Here is a 25,250-nt window from a genome sequence, read left to right on the forward strand (position 1 = left end):
CTCTTAAAGCGAGAGCCGACTGAAATGAGTTTGGCTCGTAAGCGAAAGAAAGCCGCTCGCGACGATGCTTACCTTAAAACCCTGTTAAACCAACTTAACACTTGATGCAATCACCCTACTTGGCATGTGCTCCCATAAAGAATACCATTTTGGCGGTATCGGTCGGGTGCGTATTTTGGATGTTAAATTTCAACCAAGTTCGTATCACCGTCACCTCGGAGTTGGTAGTGCGTTCATTGCGTTTTTCAGCGTAGGGGCGCAAGGCTTTTGCTCGCTGTACTTGATTCATTGTCAGTTCGTTACGAGCTTTATCTTCATAAAAAAGTACGTTCCGGTCAATATCTTTCCCTTCACTCCAATCGGGTGTGCCATGGATGATGACGGGAGTTTGGGATTGGACACTATGAAACGATGCAAGATAAAGGGGGAGGGTTACTATACTCCATAAACGAAACAGAGAAAATATAGGTCGTTGCAAAAAGGGCATCGGTTAGTAGGTTTTCAAGTTCTAAGGTAATCGAATAATAGGTACTTTGTGTGCTTTTATGGGGGAGCAGTGCATTTTATTGAGGGAATTCAGAAAATTATTGAGGGAGTGACATAACCCCAAACTTTATCTCATTTGTTTTACTCACTCAATAGAACCTTACCTTCCCTCAACGTTTCGCTTCATTCACCCCAAACCATTGGTTTTGAGAAAGTTTTAAAACATAGATTTGGTAAAACTTCAATCCTAAACAACTCAAAACCATGGAACGTCGAGATTTTATCAATGTCGGTTTATTGGCCGCTATCGGTGCTGCCGCCACCACGCCTGCCGCACTCGCTGCTAATCCCTCAAGCGAATCGCTCAAACCCTTCTATTTGCCGCCTGCTGCTCCGTTGCAACCCGGTCCGGGCGGTCTGGATATCCGCACGTGGGTCCGTTCTACCCAAACCAACAATCAATTTTCGTGCGTAGAAGCCGCCGTGGCTCCCAAATACATGGGGCCGCCACCCCACATCCACAAAGAACTGGATGAAATTTGCTACGTTTTGGAGGGTACAGCTTCAGTTCTGGTAGGCAATAAGGTGTATGAAGTGGAAGCAGGTGGTTTTCACATGCGACCACGGGGCATTGTACATACGTTTTGGAACGCAACCGACAAACCATTACGATTTATGGACCTGTATTTCAATCAGAACTTTGAAGATTATTTGGAAGAACTTTTTCATAAAATCTACGTGGATATGGCCAAGCAAAATCTCACACCCATGGATGCGGGAATTGGCAAGCGCATCACCGATTTGGATAAACGCTTTGGGGTTACGATGTTTCCCGAACAGCGACAAGCAATTGTGCAGAAATATGGATTGCGGTAAGATATGTCGTTTTTTTACCACTAAAACGCTGTAAATTAATCACTTCTTGCGTACAAATACCCTTCTACTAAAAACCTTACTCTTGAAATATGAAACTCTCAACCCCCTACCTCTCCAATCTTACGCCCCTGCGCGGCATTGCTGCCCTGCTCACCGTCATGTTTCACGTCGATCTGATGCTCGGCGGAGGAAATGTCCTTCTCAAATTCAAAGACTCGTTTCTTATCAACCGTATGTATCTCATGGTGGATTTTTTCTTTGTCTTGAGTGGGTTTATCATGTGCCACGTATATGCAAATAGGTTTATCACCTCAGTGAGTAAAAATGAATTCAAACACTTCACAATAGCCCGTTTTGCACGAGTCTATCCATTGCATTTGTTCACGTTGCTCTATTGTATTTTGCTTTATAGTTTCTTTTTATTGGCAGGAGGTGTCGATACCAATATAATGACAGAAGTAACCTTACTTCCAACATCGGCGTTGAATTGGCAAAAGGTCTAAAATTCCGTTCGACAACGCAATTGGTTTATACCAAAAACACTGTCAATGGTAACCAAGGACTTGTATATCCTATTTTTAACAGCCGCGCATTTGCTGACTACAACGCAACTACGCCTGATGGTAATCCGGTCGTTTATTTAGGTGATGCAGTGGGTGTAAACGGAAACAACCCGGTATATACTCAAAACTACTTAAAGCAAAATGATGTAAAAGTAGATGTGGTACAAAATTTCAATTTGAACTACAATCTGAACAAATTTGTAGAGTTGGATGCCAAATATGGTCTCAATTATCGCAAAGAAGACTTCAAACGCATTGTTCAGAATCAATCCGAAAACCTGAACTCAAACGCTACCGAACACTGGGTAGGTAGTGATATTTCACCTGATAATACCGGTGGAATTGACCGTTATACGTACGGAACTACCTTTCAAAACTTCCTCGCAACGGCTTTCATCCGTACCGATTTCAAAGAAGATTTCAATTTGAATATTCCAATCCGTACTTCTACGCAAGTATCATTTGACTATCGTAACAACAAGTACTCGGTTTATAGCGCTGCCTCTGCTCAGTTGCTCAGTTGCCTACTTATACGCCTTTTACGAGTACTCAGGGTAGTTCTTTTAAAGTGACCAACGATTACGTAGAACCTTTCATCACCTATGGTTATTTGGTTAACCAGCGGATTGAATTTGGTGATATCTTAGGGGTTACTGGAGGCTTCCGAAGCGATTATTCTTCCGCATTTGGGGGTGGTTCCAAGCCCTTCACGTTCCCAAGAGGCGATGCCTACGTTCGTTTGTCAGAAATTAACTTTTGGAAAAACAGCGCCATTGCCAACGCAATTCCAGAATTCAAATTAAGAGCTGCTTATGGAGCGGCTGGGATTCAGCCAAAACCGTTTGACCGCTACGTAACTTTAAGTACCAAAGTGTTAGGAAACAGCAATGCTTTTTATTTTGACCCCAACCAAAACAATCCGGGATTGAACGTAGAAGTTTCCAAAGAACTTGAAATTGGTTCTGATATGACGTTCAATCTGGGCAAAAACGGCAATTGGCTTAATGATGTTCGTCTTTCAGCGACATATTGGAAACGTACCACAGACAACGCTATCGGGAACGTAGATGCTGCCCCGTCTTCAGGTTCAGGTACGCTGAAAACCAATGCATTTTCATTGGGTTCACACGGTATTCAGGCGAGTTTAAATCTGAGTGTCTATAAAAGCAGAGGTTTTTCCTGGAACATGACAACCAACTTCGGTAAACAAACTTCGCAGATTAACTCGGTAGTAGGTGATCAGGAAATTGTAGTGATTTCAAACGCAGGAAGTACCAACTACGTGCTGAGAGCAGGCGAAAAAATCGGACAGTTGTATGGTTTCAAAATGTTGCATGACTTGAACGAGAAGAAGCCGGACGGTTCTTTGTTTATCCCCCAATCAGAGCAGAGCAAATATACCTTGGCAAGCAATGGCTATGTAGTGGATAAAGCCACTAAGTTCCCGTACGTAACTCCCGACAAATACAGCTTTGGAGACCCGAACCCTAAGTTCAACATGTCTTTCATCAATGATTTTACGTTCAAAAACTTCCTGACATTCTCCTTCCAGATTGATTGGGTAAACGGAAGCCACCTCTATAACCAAACCAAAGAGTGGATGTATCGTGACGGTATCCATGCCGACTATGCCAAATCATTCTCAATTGATGGTCAACCGGGCGCATGGACTGCCTTTTACAGAGGTGTGTATGCAGCTGTTCAACGGAACGGCACCAAAGATTATTTCTACGAAAATGCTTCGTTTGCTCGCTTGAGAAATATTTCTGTAGCGTTGGATTTTGCAAAAATGACCAAACTTCCTGCTTTCAAAAGACTTCAATTGGTACTTTCGGGACGTAACTTAGTCACCATCACTAAATACACCGGAATGGACCCTGAAATCAGTTCAGGTTCTGTTAACTCGGCTTGGGACAGAGGTACAGACCACAGTACCATGCCTAACTTTAAGTCGTACCAAGCTACTCTTAATTTCGGATTCTAATTTTGTAAAAACGGATGAACATGAAAAAGACACAATTATTTTTATTGATACTGGTGCTGGGAGTGAGTTTTTCGTGCAAAGACCAATTGGACGTAAAAAACCCTAACTCACCTACTACTGGCAGTGCCAACTCTGAAACGGGCCTGATTTCTTTGGCTCAGGGCGGCGTATACGTCAATGGTTTTATTACGCTCAAATACGGCGGTTTTACGGGTACTTTCTGGGGAGATCCTTTTTCGTATCATGATATTATGGGCGATGTTGTCGGTGTAGAAGCGGCCAACCAACGTATCAACGAAATCGGCTGTCCTAACTACGTCATATTGGATGACGGCACCAAGGTAACCAACCCCAACTCACCAGCATTGCAGGCTGATATGATACGTCAGGTAAACATCAACAGCAACGCAAGTGATAACCCGCTCTATTACGAATGGGCATTCATGTATGCATTGAATACCGCCTGTAACAACGTTTTGGCGTTGGTTGACGGTACTACTTTTACGGGAGATGCCACTACGAAGAAAAACACGTTGAAAGCATGGGCTTATTGGTGGAAAGGATATGCCTATTCAAGAATCGGTTCGATTTACTACGCAGGCATCATCAACAATGAAGCCAGCGGAACCAATGCTAAATACGTCACCAAAGAAGATATCATTAAGGAATCAAACGCCAACTTTGACAAAGCAGCCACGCTTCTGGGTGGGCTTACTGCCAATGCTGATTATAATGCAGTGGTAAACAAACTGATTCCGGACTTCTTTCGAGTGGGAAAAGGCGGTTTGATTGATCCGGGCATGTGGGTTAGAAATATCAATACTATGAAAGCCCGTAACGTTTTGGTAAATACTACTTCCAAGACCATGTCGGCTGCTCAGTGGACTTCCATTGTTGATTTAACCACCAATGGAATCAAAGCGTCTGACTATGTATTTACAGGACGCAACAACGCTACCAGCGACTTCTTTAATATTTCGCAAACACCCGCAGGTAACTCAGTGGGCCCTACTGCCGGCTATAAGATAAGTGAACGTTTGGTACAAGATTTCAAAGCTGGAGACAAACGTCTGGCTAACAACTTCGTAAAACGTAAAAATGCCTGGATTGGAAACAACGACCGCGGTAATATTTTTAACACCAGTTGGGACTTACTTGACGGCGGCGCAGGTATGGCAGGTATTGTTTCATTGGGTAGCAGAGCAGTAGGCGGTTATGAACTCTTCATGGCCGGCACTTACGAAGAAAACGAATTGACCAAAGCCGAAGCCTTGATTAACTCGGGCAAAATCGAAGAGGGTCTTAAAATCATTGATGCCATTCGTACAGTACAGGGCGCAGGAATAGCCGCAGTAGCCGGCAAAAGCCTTACCCTTGCACAAGCCCAAGAAGAACTGCGCAGAGAACGTCGCGTAGTATTACCATTCCGAGGTTTGGCTTTCTACGATGCTCGCCGTTGGGGAGTTATTGACGACGTCGCCAAAGGTGGGGGCAGAACCAACTGCGTCGTCTTAGACAAAGAAGGGAAATTGAATACTAAGGCTACCATTAGCTACAACTATTTGGATTACTGGGATGTGCCTGATAATGAATTGGCCTACAATAAACCTGACGCAGGAAGCGCTCCGGTAAAAAACCCTAAGTAGTAAATGTCAATTTGATTTAGTTTAGATGGATTGATAATAAAACCGCTCTTCTATCTCGAAGGGCGGTTTTTTGTGTCTATATCCATCCACTATAATTTCTCAGGCAATATTTATTTTACATAATTGTAACCAACAGGCAATTTTTACGCTAATATTACTGTTGTCATTACTAATAGACTACCCGGATCCCCTATTTTTCCTATTCGCTTCTGGTTATACGCTCTTTTCAGACAATTAATCTAAGTCATTAAAATTTAGTCGGGTATCTCCATTTATGTTTTTCAACTCCAAATTCACTTTAAGTAACACATTTAACGATTAAGAACAAGACAATATGGCCAGTTCCCAAGAAACATTCAGTAAAAAAGAAAGAGAAAAGAAACGATTAAAGAAAAAAAAGGACAAAGAGGAAAAGAAAGAAGAGCGGCAGGCAAATTCTAAAAAAGGTCAAAGCCTGGATGAAATGATTGCTTACGTCGATGAAAATGGAAACCTTACCTCTACTCCACCCGACCCAAGAAAAAAGAAAATAGTAAAAAGCGAAGATATCCAACTCGGTGCATCGAAACAGGAAGATGCCGAACCTGCTGAAATCATCAGAGAAGGTGTCATTACTTTTTTCAACGAGCAGAAAGGATATGGTTTCATCAGAGACCTTAAATCACAGGAAAGCATTTTTGTCCATATCAATGAATTGGCAACCCCTGTGAAAGAAAATGATAAAGTGACTTTTGAAATTGAAATACGCCAAAAAGGCCCAAGCGCTGTAGCCGTCAAGAAAATGGGTTAAGTGCCCGAACTCAACAAACGAATAAAACGAAAGAGCCTCAAAACGGATAGTTTTGAGGCTCTTTCGTTTTACGAGCATTCCATAAATGGGCTTCGCTCAGTATGACCTCAAGTAGGAGAAGTTTCATTGGCAATCTGATTGTTGCCATCATAGAATGGTTGAAGTGTCATATCTTTGTTGAATAAAAGACACCTTGTCTTATTTTTAATTAAAATGGCTAAAAACTAATAGTAACTACAAAACAAAGCTGTTTTAATTCCGTTAACTGAGTTAAGAATCAAAGAATTGAAGTAGTGCCAAAATCCAAAAACACCTCTAAAATTCGTCAAATTTTCAAGCCAAAACACTGACAACCAAATAGTTAATTTCACAAAAATGACAAAAATGACATTTATGAAAATCAGAATAATTGCCCAATAAGTATTGATTATGAGAGGGAAGGAAGGCAGATTTAAAGTTCATGTTTTCAAAAAACAATGACTTTCAAAAAGCTAAAACGATGTATCTTATTAAGGATTATTACGTACCAATGTTCTCTCAAGAACACATTTTTATACAGTTCTAAATAAATTTTTAATAGAAATGATTTTAATCTATTTGACGCAAAACTAAAATCATTACCTTTGCCGTTGTTAATTTTTTGTTCTACCTTACTTCTGAGTTTTTACAATGAAACAAAAGCAAATCAAATTCTTTTCTCAGGAAGATAATACCATTGAGAAAAAAAAAGCAGCTAAAGAAGAAGCTGTGGTTCCTTATGCCCACATTACTTCTAACGGTAAACTTACCTTGCCCCTTATTACTCTTCAATTCTTAGGCGTAGATACTGCCGGCGGTACCCGTTTTAAAGTAGGTATTGATCAAAATAAAAAAGGATTTGTCGGTTTGTATTTAGTACCTATTCAATCAGCAGATGAACCCTCTTTTGAGTTGACCAGAATTGGCAGAGGTTACTCTTTATTATTGAAAGGCGTATTCCTAAAATTAGGATTGGATTTCAAAAACACTTATTACCGTTTTGTGCTTAAACCCGTTGATCTTGACGGAGTAGGGGAAGGCTTTTTTGCTAAACTTACGGAACAAAGTGTCAGAAAAGATTCAGAAGAAGACGGAGAGTAGACATAAGCTCCAACAATTACTGATTAAGACATCGAAAGAGGCTGTTTCTAAAAAGAGACAACCTCTTTTTATTGAATACCAAGTAAGTACCCCAATTTTAATTCCATCAAAGTAAGAAAATCAATACCTAAACTTTAAATATGTAAACACACTATTTTTATGATACACTATCAGATTGACTTTAATTTTTGCTTTTTTAACAGAAACCACCGGCGTCATTAGCTGTCAGTCCTTCTCACAAACGTCAGCAGAGAATAAAGAATTAATGCTTCCTCAACCAACAGTACAACCAGGTAATGGAATCGTTGTAAAGTATCAGTCAATAGCAATGTGTTATTGTAAACTCTATGTATTTTTTCCCTTTGTAAACTTCTTAGACAGTACTGCTGACCGGTATAACTTGTAAAGGCAAAAAATAACATCCAACTCTACAAAGACAGCAGAGGATATGGAAACTATCAAATACATTTTTTCGCCGAAAGTAGGCAGATGAATGTCAAAGTTCAAGCTATTTAATCCTGAGTCTTTTTAAATTAAGCAATTTTCATTTGGCTTAATTGACATCTCCCGGCAATTTTGGCATTCTCTCTGCTCATTACAAAATTGTCCATTAACAAGATATTTAATAACTTTAAGGAGATTTCCAAAAACCAAACCTGAATTTCATCTTATGTATCTAAATCGTCTGATTGTACCTTTACTCGCTGTCCTTTTTTTTATCTCCCACAGCGGCAACTCCCAACAACCTTCCAAAACGGACACTACTCGTTTTGATCGTGATTACGCGCTGGAAGCATCAATGGTTGGTTATTTCAGTCCTGATGGAGCACGCAATCCCACTCTTAAAGCCAATAAGGGTGACCGAGTACGAATCAAAATTACCAACGCCGAGTTGATGACTCATGACATTGCGTTGGAAAAAATGGGGATAAAAAGCAAAACCATTCTGGAAAAAGGAATGAGCACCACTCTTATTTTTACCGCTGACAAAAGTGACACTTATTACTGCTCCGTTCCAGGACACCGGGCTGCGGGAATGGTAGGCAGCTTTGAAGTAGTGGAAGGTGTGATTTCGACGGCGATCATGCAGGGCCTAATACCCCAAAAGGACGGACAACCGGTAAATCTTAATTTTGAGGCAGGTTCACTACAAGACTGGACAGCCACAGGTACTGCTTTTAACAATCCTCTCATCACCGAAGACCCTTCCCCTATTCATGAGAAGGATATGAAAATCGGCTTTGAAGGAAACTATTTTCTTAGCAGCGGTGGGACGGTTAATGCGAAATCAACCGGAACTTTAACTTCTGTTCCTTTTAAAGTAACTCAGCCCTTCGCGGCATTTCGTGTTTCGGGCGGAGCACTGGAAGATACGCGGGTAGAACTTTTGCTGGCCGGTACAAACGAAATCATTTTTCACATTACCGGGCAGGGCCGCGCTAATCTGCAACCGGTGGTAGTAGACCTTCAGCGGTATTTGAACAAAGATATTTACATCAAAATCATTGACAACGAAACGGGTATTTCGCAAATCCCGTACATTCCACATGATAAATGGGCGCACATCAATTTTGATGAATTTCTCTTCTACCCTACCCGTCCAGAGTTCCCCAACGAACTGAAACAAAAAGACATCATTATCCTGCCACCGCTTGACCCCGTTCTGAATGCAGGCCTATCGGGCATAGAAGCGGCCAAAGCCATGACACCACCCAAAGGGTTCAAAATCACGCTGGCTGCGGCCGAGCCCGATATTATTCGCCCTATTTGCTTTACCATTGACGCCAAAAATCGACTTTGGGTTGTGGAAGGCCATACTTACCCCGTTCCCGCTCCCGAAGGACAGGGAAGAGACCGTATTTTGATTTTTGAAGATACTAACGGCGACGGTACCCTCGACAAACGGAAAGTATTTATGGAAGGCCTCAATCTGGTCAGTGGTATCGAAGTAGGTATGGGCGGTGTGTGGTTAGGAGCCGCTCCTTACTTATTGTTTGTACCGATAGATGCTAAGAATGACAAACCCGCTGGACCCATCCAAAAACTGCTGGACGGCTGGGGAACGCAGGATACGCACGAAACTTTGAACAGCCTACGCTGGGGTCCTGACGGCTGGCTTTACGGAACGCACGGGGTATTTACCCACTCCAACGTGGGAAAACCTGGTGCACCTGATTCCGAAAGAACAAAAATCAACGCGGGTGTATGGCGATATCACCCTACCAATCATCAATTTGAGGTATTTGCCGAAGGCACCAGCAATCCGTGGGGTATTGATTTCAACGATTACGGTCAACCTTTCATTACGGCCTGTGTAATTCCGCACATGTACCACATTATTCATAATGCGCGATATCAGCGGCAAGCCGGAAAACATTTCAACCCGTACACTTACGACGACATCAAAACCGCCGCCGATCATGTACACTGGGTGGGCGAACGCGGGCCTCACGCGGGAAATTTCCGTTCGGCAGCCAAAGGAGGCGGTCATGCTCATGCCGGAGCAATGGTCTATCTCGGTGGCTCCTGGCCTGAAGAATACCGAAACGAAGTTTTCATGAACAACATCAACGGGGCGCGATTTAACCGAGATCATCCCCAACGGAACGGCTCCGGATATACAGTGCAGCACAGACCGGATTTTATGGCCATGAACGATTCGTGGTCGCAGTGGCTCAATTTTAAATACGATGCAAGTGGTTCGGTATTTGCCATCGACTGGTACGATAAAAACCAATGCCACAGCCCCAACCCGGATGTTCATGATAAAACCATGGGGCGTATCTTCAAAATCTCTCACGAAAATGACAAGTGGGTACAGGCTGATTTGAGCAAAGCTTCAGATATGGAATTGGTCAACTATCAGTTACACGCCAACGATTGGTACGTTCGTCAGGCCAGAACCCTTTTGCAGGAGCGCGGTCCCAATAAAAAAGTACACAAAGCGCTGAAAGAAATTCTTGCCAAAAATCCCGATGCCACCCGCAAACTCCGCGCTTTGTGGGCATTACACGTTACGAAAGGGCTGACGGAAAAGGAGTTAGTTGATTTATTGGCCTACGATAATGAATACGTCAGAAGTTGGAGCATTCAGTTTTTAGTCGAAAACAAAACAGTTTCACCCGAAACGTTGAAACGCTTTGCAGAACTGGCCAAAAATGACAATTCCGCCATCGTGAGACTGTACCTAACCTCCGCTATGATTCGAATTGACCCATCGCTGAGATGGGATGTACTGGAAGCTCTAACTCAAAAAACGGAAGACAAAGACGACCACAACCTGCCATTGATGTTATGGTACGCGTCAGAGCCATTGTCTGTGGTTGATACAAAACGGGCACTCCAAATGGCCGAAACGTCCAAAATGCCTAAACTGTTGCCTTATACTATTCAGCGGGTAACGGCGATTGGCACCGAGGATTCCAAAAAATTACTGAAAGACCTGAAAGACCGATTGGGAAAATCGCATTCGCATGAAACCCACGAAAGTATGATGTTATTGGACGAAGCTGTAGGAAAATAAAATTTGCAATAATTACGGCGTCAAAAATAGGGGACACAGAGAACACTGAGTTTTGCACAGAGTTACTCAAAGTATTGAATTTACTTCGTGTTACTCTGTGCAAAACTTTGAGTAACTCTGTGTCCACAAAATTAAACTCATACATAAATGAAAATTCAATACCTAAACTTTTTAACCACCCTACTATCCTTCGCCTGTGGCATGGCCTATAGCCAGCCCGTGACGACTATGTTGGAAAGCGGATTCCAAAAAACCAAACTGACTGGTGATTTCATTTCTGAAGGAGTCGCCGTTGCCGACTTGAACAAAGATGGAAAATTAGACATCGTGGCCGGTTATTATTGGTTTGAAGCTCCTTCCTGGACCAAACATGAAATGGCTCCCGCCCAACCCAACACCCGCTCCACGGAGGCCGTTGCGTTTGGAATGTCCAAGGTATTTAATCCCCGAAAAGAATACAGTAACTCATTCTTAAACTTAGGAATGGACGTAAATCTCGACGGTTGGGAGGATGTCGTCATCATTGATTTTCCGGGAAAACCCGCCTTCTGGTTTGAAAACCCACACAATAAACCAGGCATTTGGGCAAAACACATCATTGCCGATTCGGTCGGTATTGCCAATGAATCGCCGGGTTTTATTGATATGGACGGCGACGGACGACTCGACATTCTTTGCGGGGATAAAGCTAAAAAGCAAATCGTTTGGCTGAAAGCCCCCGCCAAAAAAGGAGAAACAGAATGGAAACGTTACGCGCTAAGTGCCGAAAATGTACCGGGTACGGAGATTTTTTCCCACGGAATCGGGTATGGCGATGTAAATAAGGACGGTTTCAACGACGTGGTGGTTCGGGAAGGCTGGTTTGAAGGAACGTCCGATAAGACCTCGGGTAACTGGAAATTTCATCCAGCCAATTTGGGCAAACCCTGCTCCCACATGCAGGTATTGGACGTGGATGGCGATGGAAAGAACGACGTCATTAGTGCCTCTGCCCACGCCTTGGGAGTTTGGTGGCACCAACAAATAACCGATGGCGAGGGAAATATCAATTTCAAAACCAACCTCATGAGCACAACCACCGCCCAAACTCACTCCTCTATTATGGCCGACTTGAACGGCGACGGGCGTAAGGAATACATTACCGGCAAGCGATTTTTGGCCCACCACGGCCGTGACCCCGGCGATGCGGATGCCTCGTATTTGATGTGGTTTGACTTAACTCCAGGTAAACAACCTTATTGGACGGAGCATGTTATTGACAATGATTCCGGTGCGGGGCTTAATATTACGGTGCAGGACATGAACAAAGACCGTAAACCTGATATCATCATAGCTAATAAAAACGGGGTGTTTCTGTTTGAAAATAGGATGAAGAAATAGGTTCTCTAAATTGGGGGTACCAGTAAAATAGTCCCGACTGCATGAATTTGAGCAATCATTTGTACAGTCGGGAACAATACTTACGCTTTCCGTACAAATTCCGATTTCAATCCCATCGAACCAAAACCGTCAATTTTGCAGTCAATATTGTGTCCGTCATTACTGTCGGAGAGACGTATGTTTTTCACCTTCATGCCCGTTTTAAGGGATTTTGGTGCTCCTTTTACGGCCAAATCTTTGATTAATACCACTGTATCGCCGTTTTGGAGGACGTTACCCAGGGAATCAATTACTTTTAGACCCGTATTTTCCTTTTCAACTTCCGCTTCTGTTTCTTCAGGATTCCATTCGTAAAAACACTCAGGACAAACTAACAAATTATCACTTGGATAGGTGTACTCGCAATTACATTTGGGACAAGGAGGAAATTCAGACATTTGAGTGTAATGTTTATAAGTTTGGTGCGAAACTAATCAAAACATTTACCAAAACACTCAACGGATGCTTACGTCCTGTCCTGTTGTCTGAATTCGACCGGCGACATCCCTACGTATCGTTTAAACAATTTAGCGAAGTAGTTGGGGTATTCAAACTTCAATAAGTAGGCAATCTCCGAAACCGAATACGAAGTATGTAAGAGGTATTTCTGCGCTTCTGCAATCAAGTTTTGATGTACCAACTGAATGGCCGATTTCCCCGATACTGACCGACAGATTCGGTTGAGATGTACAGGAGTGATATTGAGTTCATCGGCAAATTCAGGAATACTTTTAGGCTCATCGGCTTCTTTAATTTTCTTCTGAAATTTCCGAAAATGACTCATCGTTACGTCGTCCTTATTTTGTTCTTCTCCTTGCCTCACCATGCGGTGCAGTTTCACGAACAATTGCGTAAAATACGCTTTCAGCATCACATCCCTTTCGGAGTCTTCGCCAAATAATTCTTTTTCAATGGCTTTGATCAAATCAGTAAAGGCTTCAAAAGGCTCATTTGCGTCAAAATTATGGATTGTATGAATTTTGTTAAAGGACTCCCAAACAGCCGATGATGTTTGAAAAATAGCTTCTATTATTGTTTCTGATATAGTCAGGATATGTCCAAATATATCAGGCGAATAAATCAACCCATGAAGTGTGGTCGGAGGAATCAGAAAGATACACGGCCCCGCGTACGTCTTGATTTGGCCGCCATTTTGAAAGGTAACTTGCCCTTTTTCAACGATAAAGAGCTGAAAAAGATGGGTATGAATGTGCGGTTGAATCACCCAATCAAAAAGTTGGCTACGGGTAGTAATCAATTCCAGAAAAATGTATTCCGACGAATAACGGCTGTTAAGGTCGCCATACAGTCCCTCGAAATTGAGAATGGGTTTGTCGTTTCCCATAACAATGTTTGATTTTTATCCACAATAGTAAAAATAATCTCCGATGAACGCAGAATAAAAGGGTGAAATTTGCAGTTGAGAACAGAAATTGTTTTCATTTAAACTTTACTCGCAATGCTTCGTAAAATCACCCTATCAGTTATCGGCGGTCTGCTGATGTGTTTCAGTATTCAGACTTTGGCTCAACCCGTATTGGACGCTGCCGACAAAGCTTATTCCATGCCGCTATTGACCCAAACCCCCAAAGGCGACGTGCTGCTTTCGTGGACCGAAAAAGATGCCGCCGGTTTGACGTCTTTCTGCCTGGCTACTTCTAAAGACAATGGCGCTACTTTTTCCGATAAAAAAATAATCTTCTCCGGGAACGGCATCGGCAACAGTCGCCTGATGCGGGCCAAGGTATTGGCAAAAAAAGACGGGTCATTGGTCGCCGTTTTCCCCAACCGCGTAGAAACTGCTGATAAAAAACGGGCTTCCGATATCGTGTTTTGCGTCTCTACTGACCAAGGCACAACCTGGACGACACCCAAATCAGTAGATACTGACCCGACCAAATGCACCAGAGGTTTTTTTGATGCCGTGGTACTATCCAATGACGAAATTGCAGTGGCTTATTTAAAAGATGTAGCTGGCAGCACCAAGTTTGAAGAGCGGGATTTACGCCTTGTACTGACAAAAAATGGCGTTTTTCAACCCGAAAGAGTCATTGACCCAGTGGTATGCGATTGCTGCAACATCAGCCTGTTGGTCGATGCCAAAGGAGAATTGAATGTGTATTACCGCGACAACAATGACAACATTCGCGACATGGCCAAAATGACCTCTACGGACAACGGTGCCACGTTTTCTACTTCACAGATTTTGCACAACGATGGCTGGAAAATCAACGGTTGTCCTCACAGCGGTGCCACTTCAAGCATGTATGGTGGAAGCGCCTTAATCTCCTGGTTTTCAGGTACAACCAATGAGCCCGGTATTCGTTTGGTCACGGAAGAAGGCAAGAAATTACTGGTATTGGAAGCCGCGGCAAAAAATGCGTTTTTGACGTCCTCCCCTTCTGCTTCCGTGTTGTTATGGGAACAACTAAATCCCGAAACGAATACATCTCAAATTGCGCTCAAGAAGATAAAAGCAGATAAAGTGTCGGATACCGATTGGGTAAAAGAATCACAGAATGCAGCAAATGCCGCAGCAATAGTAGCTAATAACCAATTACTTGTGGCCTACGAAGTAAAACAGGCAAGCGGCAAAACTTCCATTAAAATCTCGAATCTCAAATTGTGATTTTTTCGTACCGAATAGCATTAATCAAAGCAAATTGATTCTTTGATTAGGGTGCTCTTTGCCCCAAATAATTCTTAGTAGACTCTATCCATACAAAATGATGAAACATCACGAATTTCTTTCCAAGCTACTTTTCGCTATTGGAGTCTTCTTTTTGAGTACTTCCTACGGTCAGTCGCCAGTCGCCCTTCGGTTTGACCCATCCAAATTTGTGGCTCAGTCGCAGGAATTGAACGGCAAAACCATCAAAGTCAGAGCTTACGAGAAAATAGTGTACGTGTCTAACCCCGTGGATACCGCATATCAGGTGATGAACATTTATATTCCGGAGGAGTACTTTAACGGCGGAAGTATCAATGGCTACACGGCTCAGACCGCCCCGCTATTTTTCCCGAATAAAGTAGGCGGCTACACGCCTGCCCTGCCGGCTACCTTTAAAAATTCGCCACAAAGAGGTCCTATGCCAGGCGGCAATCAGATTTCCTCGGTTTTGGTGGCTTTGTCAAAGGGGTATGTGGTGGCTTCGGCTGGGGCAAGAGGAAGAATATCGCCACAGGGAAAAGCCCCTGCGGGTATTGTGGATTTGAAAGCGGCCGTCAGGTATTTGAAAGCCAATGATGCCACAATCCCCGGTGATGCCAACAAGATTATTTCAAACGGAACAAGCGCGGGTGGCGCCATGTCCACTTTATTGGGAGCCACGGGCAATCACCCTGACTATGAGCCGTATCTGAAAGCTTTGGGGGCAGCCAATGCCACCGACAATATTTTTGCCGTTTCAGCCTACTGCCCCATTATCAACCTCGAAAATGCCGATATGGCGTACGAATGGCAGTTGAATAAAATTCACACGTTCAAATTTCGGGGCAAAGAAGGCACATTGGATGCCGTGGCCCTCAAAGTGTCGGAAGAATTGAAGAATGCCTTTCCGAAGTATGTCAATGGTTTGAACCTGAAAGATAATGCGGGCAAAAAACTGGAATTGAATGCGCAGGGGGAAGGCAACTTTAAAGAATATGTGAAATCGTTTTTGGCGGCATCGGCTCAAAAAGCCCTGACCGCCGGGGTTGATGTATCGAAGTATGGTTTTCTGCAAATAAAAGACGGGCAGGTTCAGTCAGTGGACTACGATGGCTACATGCAGTACTTGGAACGGATGAAAACACCCCCTGCTTTTGATGCTCTTGATAATTCCTCACCTGAAAATCAACTGTTTGGCAGTGCCACTGTCGACAAGCGTCACTTTACTCCTTTTGCCCTACACTATGCTCCGAACACCTTATCATCCATGGCCGATGCCCTGCAAATAAAAATGATGAATCCCATGAATTATATTGGAGCTAAAGGGGCTAAAACGGCTACCTATTGGAGAGTTCGACACGGAGCAAAAGACAAAGATACCAGCTTTTCCATTCCCGTATTATTGGCTACTACACTGAAAAACAAGGGTTTTAAAATAAATTTTGCGTTGCCTTGGGACCGTCCCCACAGCGGCGATTATGACCTTGATGAACTATTTGAGTGGGCTGACAGCATTTGTAGCCCCCCCAGCCCCCATTGGGGGAGTTAAACGATAACTTGATTACAAAAAATGAATGAATCTTTAAAAAATCCCCCCATTGGGGGCAAGGGGGCTCTTACTTGGGAACTTGCCCACTTGGCGCATGTCGAACTGCTAACGCCTAAATTGGATGAAAGTATTCATTTTTTTACTGAACTGATGGGAATGTCGGTTTCCGAAATCAAGGGAAATTCAGCCTATTTGCGTGCGTATGACGACTACGAACATCATTCATTGAAACTAACTGCCCACAAACATTCGGGTATAGGTCATTTTGCATGGCGAACCCGTAGCCCCGAATCACTTGAAGCAAGAGCAAAAGCAATTGAAGCGGCAGGATTAGGCATCGGCTGGGAAGACCATGAATGCGGCTATGGCAAAGCCTATAAATTTCGTTATCCCGATGGACATATTTGCGAAATATACTTCGATACGCACAAATATAAAGCCGAAAGCGAAAACAAATCTGCCCTAAAAAATACCGCAAGCAAATTTCCTGGAAGAGGAATGAATGTCCGCAGAATTGACCACCTCAATCTGTTAGCAAAAGATATTGTGGCATTCAGAGATTTCCAGTTTGGTGTACTGGGAGGTAGAATGACCGAAACAATCATTTTCGATGACCAGCCCAAGGGTATTTGGGTATCGGTCAATTCAAAATCGTATGACTTGGCCATTACCGAAGACCATTCGGGATTAAACGGGCGTTTTCACCACCTTACGTATGCTGTCAATAGTCGAGAAGAAGTGCTTCTGGCAGCAGATATTGCTTTGGAAAATGGGGTATTTATCGAAACAGGCCCACACAAGCATGCCATTCAACAAACCTTTTTCTTGTATCTCTACGAACCAGGCGGCAATCGCATCGAAATTGCCAATCCAACGGCAAGGTTGATATTAGACCCTGATTATGAAACAATTGTGTGGAACAAAGAAGAACGCATGAAAGGACAGGCTTGGGGGCTAAAAACCGTAGAAAGTTTTCATACCAGAGGCACACCCATACCTGATGAGCTGATGTGAGTGATGAATAAATAAATCCGTGAAAATCTGTTTAATCAGTGTCATCCGTGTGCCATTATTTGACGCTGATTAAACAGATATAAAAACAAGCAGTATGAAATTAACACGAGAAGAATGGAGCCGGAGAACATTTATTCTCTCTTTAACAGGAACGGTAATGGTATTGAACCACACGTTATCATGGGCAAATAATGCTCTCCCTGAGCTTGTCGAAGGGGAACTTGACCCAAGAGTAGCTAAGATTGTAGCCAAAACAATGGCAATAGATACGCATAATCACGTGGATGTGCGAATCTATCCGGACCAACCCCTGCCAAAATATGATTTGTTGAATGATTTTCAAAAATCGGGGTTGGCGGCTATTGTCATGACTTTTGCCGTTGACTACCAAAAACTGCAAAATGAAGGTGACGGCTATACTCGTTTTATCAATGGATTAGATTCGGCGGATAAACTGCTCAATGAATACGATTTGAAGCGTTCCCTGAATTTAGCTGACCTAAAATCAGCATTAACAAAGAAGGAACCTGCTATTATTCAAGCGGTTGAAGGTGGACATTTTTTGGAAGGGAAAATCGAAAGACTCAAAATAGCCTATGATCGTGGTTTAAGAGTCCTCGGATTATTACACGACAACGATGCTTCTGTTCCGTTGGGTGATATTTATACTATTTCTGGAACGGCGTCAACCAGCGGAACAGCTGTTTTTCCACTTACTTTTGGTGGGCAATCTTGTTCTTTATCCTTAACCGTCAGTCCTACAGGATCCAGTACAACAAGCAGTGCCACCGTTTTTCCAGCCTTTACCGTTGGCAATGGTAACACTGCCCAAATAGTAGCTGCTGCCAATACATTTTTAGCTACTTTAGACGCAACGCAAAAAACTGCCGTATTACTTGATTTTACAAGTACCAAAAAATCGGTTTGGTCGAATTTCCCCATTTCAGATGTTACCCGAAATGGAATACTGACAGGTACAATGACTGCGGCTCAACGGACAGCAGCCTACAACTTAGTTGCCATGCTTTGTAGCCAATACGGATATGAAGAATTAGGAAAAACAATGGTAGCTGACCAATACTTGGTAGATACCACTAAACCAAGTTGGACTGGCGGAACGACTAATTATGCCATTGCTATTTTTGGAACACCTTCTACAACGGCTCCTTGGATGATTCAATATGGTGGGCATCACATGGCCATTAATGCTACTATTGTTGGCTCAAACAATGTCTTTACTCCCTCTCTAACTGGTGCTCAACCTACCTCATTTACGTCTAATGGCACTACCGTTAGGGTGTGGGCGAATCAAACTGACAAAGGATTTGCACTCGTAAATGCCCTAACAGCTGCGCAACAAACTAAAGCAGTCTTAAATTATACCGTCAGTGATTTGGTATTAGGACCGGGCAATGATGGTAAAACGATTGTGCCAGAAGGAATAAAAGGCTCTGATTTAACAGCTGCTCAACAGACACAATTGCTTGATTTGATCAGTGAGTGGACAAATATTGCTAATACTGCTGCCGCAACGGCCAAATTAGCCGAAATAAAAGTAAACATTGCCGACACTTATTTTGCATGGAGTGGCCCGCTAACGGCTGGAAGTGTTGTTTACTTTCGTATTCAGGGTCCAACAGTAATTATTGAGTATTCATCTCAGCAAAAGAACGCTGCTCATATTCATAACATGTACCGTGATCCAACTAATGATTACGGCAAAAAACTATTGTAGCATGACTTTGAGAAGTATCCTATTGGTAGGTGTCTTATGTTGGTTTTTACCTGAATCAATATTGGCCCATCGTTTAGATGAGCTTCTTCAGTCATCCTACATCATGATTGCCCCTGATCAAATAAGTATTGAAATTATTTTAACTCCTGGGGCTACTATTGCCTCGGGCGTTTTTCAGGCAATAGACAATGACCATGATGGGAAGCTATCTGTTGATGAAAAAAGGATATATGCTAAAAAAGTATTGAACAATACCTATTTAAAAATTGATGGCAAAGAACAGAAATTAGTTTTGTTTGATGTGTCATGCTCACCCTTGCAGGATTTAAAAGAAGGTGTTGGAAAAATTCGGTTGTTGGTTTCGGCAGAAATAAATGATGACCTATCAAAACATCAACTTTATTATATGAACACTTTTGAACCTATGATGAGTGTTTATACGATTAATGCACTGATGCCTAACTCAAAAGAAATAAAAATTCTTAAACAAGAAAGAGAGCAAAATCAATTTGAAATTTATATTGACTATCAACAGTTAGTCAACCATCCATTTCGATATAAAGTATGGTTGTTCTCAGGCGTGTTTATCATCTTATCGTTCCTACTTTTTCTTACGTTTAAACGCTCAAAAAACGTGGGTACTTGAAAGACTAACCTAAAAAACAAAATGAAAAAGAAGTTATTAGTTTTAGGAGCACACTCCGCCGATTTTGTTTGGCGTTCGGCAGGCGTCATTGCCAAAAGCGTAGAAGAAGGAGCCGACACACTCGTCATTTGTATGTCGTACGGCGAGCGAGGCGAGTCGGGCGAACTTTGGAAAGAAGATCCAAAACGGACTATAGAAAGTGTAAAAGCCATCCGTCACGAACAAGCCCAAAAAGCCGCCGATATTTTGGGTACGCCCATTCAATTTTTAGATTGGGGCGATTATCCAATGTTGATTTCAAACGAGCGTATTGAACAACTCACCCAAATCATTGGCGATTTCGAGCCAACGGTTATTCTGACCCATACCGCCAAAGACCCCTATAATCCCGACCACCCCTTGGCGTATCAGGCTACGGAAAGAGCTAGGTTATTGTCGTGTGGCGCAGGCGTACCCAGTGCATTCAAAAACATAGACCCGCCTATGTGGTATTCATTTGAGCCACATCAACCTGAAATCTGCGAATTTTTGCCAGATACCTTTGTCGATATTTCGTCGGTTTTTGAGAAGAAACTGGCAGCAATGGATAGCATGGGCGCTCAAAAATACCTGAGAGATTACTACGCCGAATTGGCCTCCAGAAGAGCTAATCATGCCAGAAGAAATTCGGGTAAAACAGAAGTGAAGTATGCCGAAGCATTCCAAAGTCATGTACCAAGGGTCATCAACTCGATTTTTTAAAAATGCAACGTCGAATATTTTGAATGATTGATAGATAAAAAAGGCTTATTCAAAGATTTAAAACTAAAAATCCGAAAAGTAGCCTCTATTTTAAGGTAGGATTGACTCTTCTATTCTTCACTGCAACCTTTAATACGATTCAAACTATGAAAGCATCAAGACGTAATTTCATCCAATCTTTAGGGGTTGGAGTAACCGGCTTAGGAATGGCGCAGCAGGCAGCGGCCACTACTTTCGAGCCGCCCAAGTCAACAAAGCCAAATGGGGATGACCAAATTCTATTTGTAGGAGATAACATTGCCGTCTCCAACACCGAATTTGGCAAAGTAAGAGGTTTTGTCCTTCGAGGAATTACTACCTTCTTGGGCATTCCTTATGGAGCAGATACATCGGGCAAAAATCGTTTTATGCCACCTCAAAAACCTGCTCCTTGGTCAGACGTCAAACCCGCAGTGTGGTGGGGAAATACGGCACCTCAAATCATGGAAAAACGCTACTCCAATGTCTATGCCTCCTTTGTTGACCACTGGAACTACGACGATGTTTCGGAAGATTGCCTAAAAATCAACGTCTGGACACCAGCCTTAGATACCCAAAAACGTCCCGTAATGGTTTGGTTGCACGGTGGAGGTTTTGTGAATGGAAACGGCATTGAACAGGACGGTTATCATGGCGAAAACATCGCCCGCCTTGGCAATGTCGTATTCTGCTCGCTCAACCACCGACTCGGGTCATTGGGATATAGCCATTTAAAAGCGGCAGGTGGGCATCCTGCTTCGGGCAATGTGGGCAACTTGGATATGGTGGCTGCCCTCGAATGGGTAAAAAATAACATAGCCAACTTCGGAGGTGACCCTACCAACGTGACCATCATGGGGCAGTCGGGCGGGGGTTCCAAAGTCACAACTCTGATGAATATGCCATCCGCGAAAGGACTTTTCCACAAGGCAGTTGTATTGAGCGGTGGCTCATTGGCCGGCGTCAATAAAGAGTATGCCGAAAAACTAGGATTGAAAATAATGGAGGAAGCGGGTCTGAAACCCGGAGAAATAGCAAAGTTGCAACAAATTCCGTGGCGCGAATACATAGACATCGCCGACAGAGCGGTTGCCAAAATGGCGGATGAAGCAAAGCGACTCAATATCCAAAGAGGCGGTTATTCCCCCGTAGCCGATGGTGAGTACCTGAACGACGGTACGTTTTTTAGTGATGCAAACCACTTCTCGGCCGATATTCCATTGATGATATGCTCTACTTTCAACGAGCAAAGCCCCAGCCGTACCGATGCGACTTTAGAAAGTGTAACTTTAGCAGACGTAAAAGAAAAGATCAAAACTCGTTTTGGTGATAAATCGGGAGAAATCGTAGATGCTTATGCTAAAACATTCCCCAAAGCGCGCCCGATTGAACTGTGGACGATGATTCTTTCTAACCGTAAAAATGCCGTAGCCATTGCCGATGCCAAAACCACTCAGAAAAAAGCTCCCGTCTTTTTAGCTTGGTTTGGTTGGCAACCGCCGCTTTTCGATAATAGAATGCGAGCATTTCATTGCAGTGATATTTGTTTTTGGTTATACAATACTGATTTGATGCTTACCCATACGGGCGGAGGCAAGCGTCCGCGGGCATTGTCTGAAAAGATGTCGAAATCGTTGATTGGTTTCATGAAAACAGGTAACCCCAACGGCGGCGGGCTACCCACTTGGAAAACCTATTCCACTCAAAATGGTGAAACGATGATTTTGGATGATGTACCGGCGCTCGCCAACGATCCCGACCGCGAAGCCAGAAAAGCATTAGCTTAATTTTTTTAACTCCTATGAGGTTTGTTTTCATTCATAAACCTCATAGGATGAATACTGTAATCCACTGTAAAACATGGATTTAATAAAAGAACTTTCAAAATTTTCAGCCGCTACGATTTGCGAAGCCCTTGGAAACAAAGGCAATTTACCTTCAGGCATCAAACCTATCGCCGCCAACATGAAAGTCTGCGGCCCGGCCTATACGGTTCAAACCATGCCTCGTGATAATGTTTTGTTACATCGTGCGTATGCATACGCCAAAGCCGGCGATGTCTTAATCGTCCATTGTTCAGGGTTTTATGAGGCCGGTTATTGGGGCGACTTGATGAGTTTGGGGGCTAAAACCAAAGGAATCAATGGGTTAGTTATTGACGCATGCGTGCGTGATGCCGATGATATTGAGGCGATGGGTTTTCCGGTTTTCTCAAGAGGTCTATGCATTCGCGGTACGTCAAATCACGGCGACGGAACGCTCAACGAGCCCATTATCATTGGCGATGTATTGATTCATCCGGGAGATATTGTGGTGGGTGACCGAGACGGTGTCGTGGTAGTTCCGTTCAATAAAATGGAAGAAACCATCGAAAAAGCTGCCGCCAGAGAAGCCAAAGAAGAACGAACACGAGCCGAACTCAGGAAAGGAAGAACTTCTATTCAGATTTATGGGTGGGATAGCCCCCTAACCCCCGATGGGGGAACAACCTAATTATAATGTTATTGTTATATGAAACTTAAAAGTATAGAAAATCATAGCTCCCCCATCGGGGGCGGGGGGGGCTTGGCCGTTGCTGTATTGGGTTTGGGCGAAGCAGGTTCGCATTTTGCCAATGACTTAGCTGAGATGGGTGTTGAGGTAACGGGTTATGACCCTAATCCCATTCGAAAATTGCATCCTTCCATTGTTGTCAAAGAAAGTAATGCCGAAGCAGTACGAAAGGCGAATGTAATTTTCAGTGCCAATCTTTCTTCTGTTTCCATTGAAATTGCCGAAGAATTGGTGGGGGTCTTACAACCCCATCAGTTTTTCTGTGAAATGAATACGTCAGGCCCCGAAAAAAAGCAGAAAATAGCTTCTGTTTTAGCTCCATCGGGGGTAAAAATGATTGATTTAGCCATTATGGCTCCCGTGCCACCCAAAGGAATGATGACCCCCTTATTGGCATCGGGTGAACATGCGGCTGCGTTTTTGGAGAAAGTAAAACCGCTGAATCTCGACTTAAAACAAGTAGAAAACAGTCAAATTGGCGATGCCGCTACTCGAAAACTTCTGCGTTCGATTGTGTACAAAGGCATTGCAGCCGTCGTATGTGAGGCAATGGAAGCAGGCATAGCCTTCGGTATGGAAAGCTACATCCGAGGTCAAATCAGTTCATTGATTGGCGGCAACAACGACTTGATTGACCGTTTTGTGGAAGGCAGCAAAACCCACGCACTCCGCCGAATGCACGAAATGGAAGCTGTCATTGAGATGTTACGCCCCCTAACCCGCGCGGCGGACCGTCCCAATGGGGGAATTATGACCACTGCAACAAGAGATAATTTAAGAAGTTTAGCAAACATCAGAGAAAAAGAAACTCCCCCATTGGGGGTGGGGGGGGCTATTCCCTACATGCAATTTCGGGGCGGCAGCTCCAAAGGTCTTTTCTTCAAAGCCGAAGACCTTGCTACAGACGAAACCCGTCGAAATCAGGTCATTTTGGCGATCATGGACGGTGTCGTGGCGGGCGACCCGCGTCAGATTGACGGCTTGGGAGGAGCCAATTCGCTGACAAGTAAAGTGGCGATTGTCAGTCCATCACAAAGCCCGGATGCCGACTTAGATTATTTCTTCATTCAGGTCGTAGTTGGAAAAGGGCGCGTTTCAACCATTCAAAGTTGCGGCAATATTTTAGCGGGTGTGCTTCCTTTCGCCATCGAATCGGGAATGATTCCGGCGCAACACCCAACGACGTCGGCCCGAATTAACATTGTCAATACGGGCGGAATTTGTGAGGTGGTTGTTCAAACCCCAAACGGTCAGGTCGAATATGCTGGCAATGCCCGCGTAGCCGGTGTGTTGGGAACCGCCGCTCCGATTGTTTGTAACTACCTGAATACGGCTGGTTCTACCTGCGGCTCTTTGCTTCCCACGGGTCAAGTAAAAGATAGTATTGATGGAGTTAAAGTCACCTGCATTGACAATGGGATGCCGTTGGTAGTGATGCGAGCCTCGGATTTTGGAATTAGCGGTTATGAAAGTAAGTCTGAATTGGAAGCCAACGAAGTGCTTAAAAAACAAATGGAAAGCATCCGTTTACAGGCGGGGGTCAAAATGAACTTAGGTGATGTCAGCGAGCAGACCATCCCTAAAATGTGCCTGATTGCTCCGGCCCAACAGGGCGGTATGGTTACCACCCGCATGTTTATCCCCCACGTCGTCCACGAAGCCATCGGCGTTTTAGCGGCGGTATCGGTTGCTACGGCCTGTGTTTTACCCGGCAGCGTCGCTGAAGGCATTGCCGCTTTTGAAAAGGGAGATACGTTTTTCTCGGTCGAACATCCATCGGGAGAATTTACCGTAAACTTAGAATACGCCTTTCAAAATGGAGAAATCAGCATCAAAAAATCGGGAGTCATTCGCACTGCTCGTTTATTAAGCAAAGGAGAGGTTTTTGTACCTGCGATTTGATATATTCATTGCTTCACGAATATTAATAAAAGGAAT

At 43.5% G+C, this 25,250-nt stretch carries 21 protein-coding genes; 18 read left to right on the forward strand and 3 right to left on the reverse strand.

Annotated elements, in window-relative coordinates:
* Positions 1-115: 115 nt before the first annotated feature.
* Positions 116-478 (reverse strand): hypothetical protein, encoded by a 363-nt coding sequence (locus tag Q0081_RS05335; RefSeq protein ID WP_298350092.1) that lies wholly within the window; start codon positions 476-478, stop codon positions 116-118.
* A 272-nt stretch (positions 479-750) separates the two neighbouring features.
* Here Q0081_RS05335 and Q0081_RS05340 point away from each other — a divergent pair, with 272 nt between their 5' ends.
* The 9 genes from Q0081_RS05340 to Q0081_RS05380 all read left to right on the forward strand — a co-directional run bounded on the left by Q0081_RS05340 (position 751) and on the right by Q0081_RS05380 (position 12,367).
* Positions 751-1,362 (forward strand): cupin domain-containing protein, encoded by a 612-nt coding sequence (locus Q0081_RS05340; protein ID WP_298350094.1) that lies wholly within the window; start codon positions 751-753, stop codon positions 1,360-1,362.
* A gap of 89 nt (positions 1,363-1,451) precedes the next feature.
* Entirely contained in the window at positions 1,452-1,865 is a 414-nt protein-coding gene (locus Q0081_RS05345) for an acyltransferase (protein WP_298350097.1), read from the forward strand.
* Positions 1,850-2,497 carry a hypothetical protein gene (locus tag Q0081_RS05350; RefSeq protein ID WP_298350099.1) on the forward strand — a complete coding sequence of 216 codons (648 nt, stop codon included), beginning with the start codon at positions 1,850-1,852 and terminating at the stop codon, positions 2,495-2,497. The genes Q0081_RS05345 and Q0081_RS05350 overlap by 16 nt, the downstream gene beginning before the upstream one ends.
* Positions 2,494-3,909, forward strand: a complete 1,416-nt coding sequence (locus Q0081_RS05355; protein ID WP_298350101.1) for a TonB-dependent receptor — start codon at positions 2,494-2,496, stop codon at positions 3,907-3,909. Before Q0081_RS05350 ends, Q0081_RS05355 begins: the two co-directional genes overlap by 4 nt.
* A 20-nt stretch (positions 3,910-3,929) precedes the next feature.
* Positions 3,930-5,555: a RagB/SusD family nutrient uptake outer membrane protein gene (locus tag Q0081_RS05360; RefSeq protein WP_298350103.1), complete on the forward strand. Its 1,626-nt coding sequence runs from the start codon at positions 3,930-3,932 to the stop codon at positions 5,553-5,555.
* A 334-nt stretch (positions 5,556-5,889) separates the two neighbouring features.
* Entirely contained in the window at positions 5,890-6,345 is a 456-nt protein-coding gene (locus Q0081_RS05365; RefSeq protein ID WP_298350105.1) for a cold shock domain-containing protein, read from the forward strand.
* A 669-nt stretch (positions 6,346-7,014) separates the two neighbouring features.
* Complete coding sequence (locus Q0081_RS05370; RefSeq protein ID WP_298350108.1) at positions 7,015-7,464, forward strand: hypothetical protein; 450 nt, start codon at positions 7,015-7,017, stop codon at positions 7,462-7,464.
* Positions 7,465-8,134: 670 nt separating this feature from the next.
* A complete protein-coding gene (locus Q0081_RS05375; protein ID WP_298350110.1) occupies positions 8,135-10,987 on the forward strand; it encodes a PVC-type heme-binding CxxCH protein in 2,853 nt (950 codons plus the stop codon).
* Positions 10,988-11,188: 201 nt separating this feature from the next.
* The gene (locus Q0081_RS05380; RefSeq protein WP_298350156.1) at positions 11,189-12,367 is read left to right on the forward strand and encodes a VCBS repeat-containing protein; all 1,179 of its coding nucleotides are present in this window, start codon (positions 11,189-11,191) and stop codon (positions 12,365-12,367) included.
* 80 nt (positions 12,368-12,447) lie between these two features.
* Here the strand turns inward: Q0081_RS05380 and Q0081_RS05385 are convergent, their stop codons facing one another.
* Positions 12,448-12,804 carry a zinc ribbon domain-containing protein YjdM gene (locus Q0081_RS05385; RefSeq protein WP_298350112.1) on the reverse strand — a complete coding sequence of 119 codons (357 nt, stop codon included), beginning with the start codon at positions 12,802-12,804 and terminating at the stop codon, positions 12,448-12,450.
* 68 nt (positions 12,805-12,872) lie between these two features.
* Positions 12,873-13,751 (reverse strand): helix-turn-helix domain-containing protein, encoded by an 879-nt coding sequence (locus Q0081_RS05390; RefSeq protein ID WP_298350113.1) that lies wholly within the window; start codon positions 13,749-13,751, stop codon positions 12,873-12,875.
* Between the two features lie 114 nt (positions 13,752-13,865).
* On the opposite strand from Q0081_RS05390, the gene Q0081_RS05395 reads away from it, so the two are divergent.
* The 9 genes from Q0081_RS05395 to Q0081_RS05435 all read left to right on the forward strand — a co-directional run bounded on the left by Q0081_RS05395 (position 13,866) and on the right by Q0081_RS05435 (position 25,214).
* Positions 13,866-15,035, forward strand: a complete 1,170-nt coding sequence (locus tag Q0081_RS05395) for a sialidase family protein (protein WP_298350114.1) — start codon at positions 13,866-13,868, stop codon at positions 15,033-15,035.
* A gap of 97 nt (positions 15,036-15,132) precedes the next feature.
* Complete coding sequence (locus Q0081_RS05400) at positions 15,133-16,605, forward strand: subtype B tannase (RefSeq protein ID WP_298350115.1); 1,473 nt, start codon at positions 15,133-15,135, stop codon at positions 16,603-16,605.
* Between the two features lie 21 nt (positions 16,606-16,626).
* A complete protein-coding gene (locus tag Q0081_RS05405; RefSeq protein ID WP_298350116.1) occupies positions 16,627-17,619 on the forward strand; it encodes a VOC family protein in 993 nt (330 codons plus the stop codon).
* A 94-nt stretch (positions 17,620-17,713) separates the two neighbouring features.
* Positions 17,714-19,354: a DUF3500 domain-containing protein gene (locus tag Q0081_RS05410; RefSeq protein ID WP_298350117.1), complete on the forward strand. Its 1,641-nt coding sequence runs from the start codon at positions 17,714-17,716 to the stop codon at positions 19,352-19,354.
* The gene (locus Q0081_RS05415) at positions 19,329-20,000 is read left to right on the forward strand and encodes a hypothetical protein (RefSeq protein WP_298350118.1); all 672 of its coding nucleotides are present in this window, start codon (positions 19,329-19,331) and stop codon (positions 19,998-20,000) included. Before Q0081_RS05410 ends, Q0081_RS05415 begins: the two co-directional genes overlap by 26 nt.
* 21 nt (positions 20,001-20,021) lie before the next feature.
* The gene (locus tag Q0081_RS05420; RefSeq protein ID WP_298350120.1) at positions 20,022-20,741 is read left to right on the forward strand and encodes a PIG-L deacetylase family protein; all 720 of its coding nucleotides are present in this window, start codon (positions 20,022-20,024) and stop codon (positions 20,739-20,741) included.
* 146 nt (positions 20,742-20,887) lie between these two features.
* Complete coding sequence (locus Q0081_RS05425) at positions 20,888-22,546, forward strand: carboxylesterase/lipase family protein (protein WP_298350122.1); 1,659 nt, start codon at positions 20,888-20,890, stop codon at positions 22,544-22,546.
* 73 nt (positions 22,547-22,619) lie between these two features.
* Positions 22,620-23,252, forward strand: coding sequence for a 4-carboxy-4-hydroxy-2-oxoadipate aldolase/oxaloacetate decarboxylase (locus Q0081_RS05430; protein ID WP_298350123.1), 633 nt, complete (start codon positions 22,620-22,622; stop codon positions 23,250-23,252).
* Positions 23,253-23,270: 18 nt separating this feature from the next.
* On the forward strand, positions 23,271-25,214 hold the full coding sequence (locus Q0081_RS05435) for a 4-oxalomesaconate tautomerase (protein ID WP_298350125.1): 1,944 nt from the start codon (positions 23,271-23,273) through the stop codon (positions 25,212-25,214).
* Positions 25,215-25,250: the final 36 nt, after the last annotated feature.

Origin of the sequence: Runella sp. (assembly GCF_027484545.1) — a bacterium.
Classification (GTDB): domain Bacteria; phylum Bacteroidota; class Bacteroidia; order Cytophagales; family Spirosomataceae; genus Runella.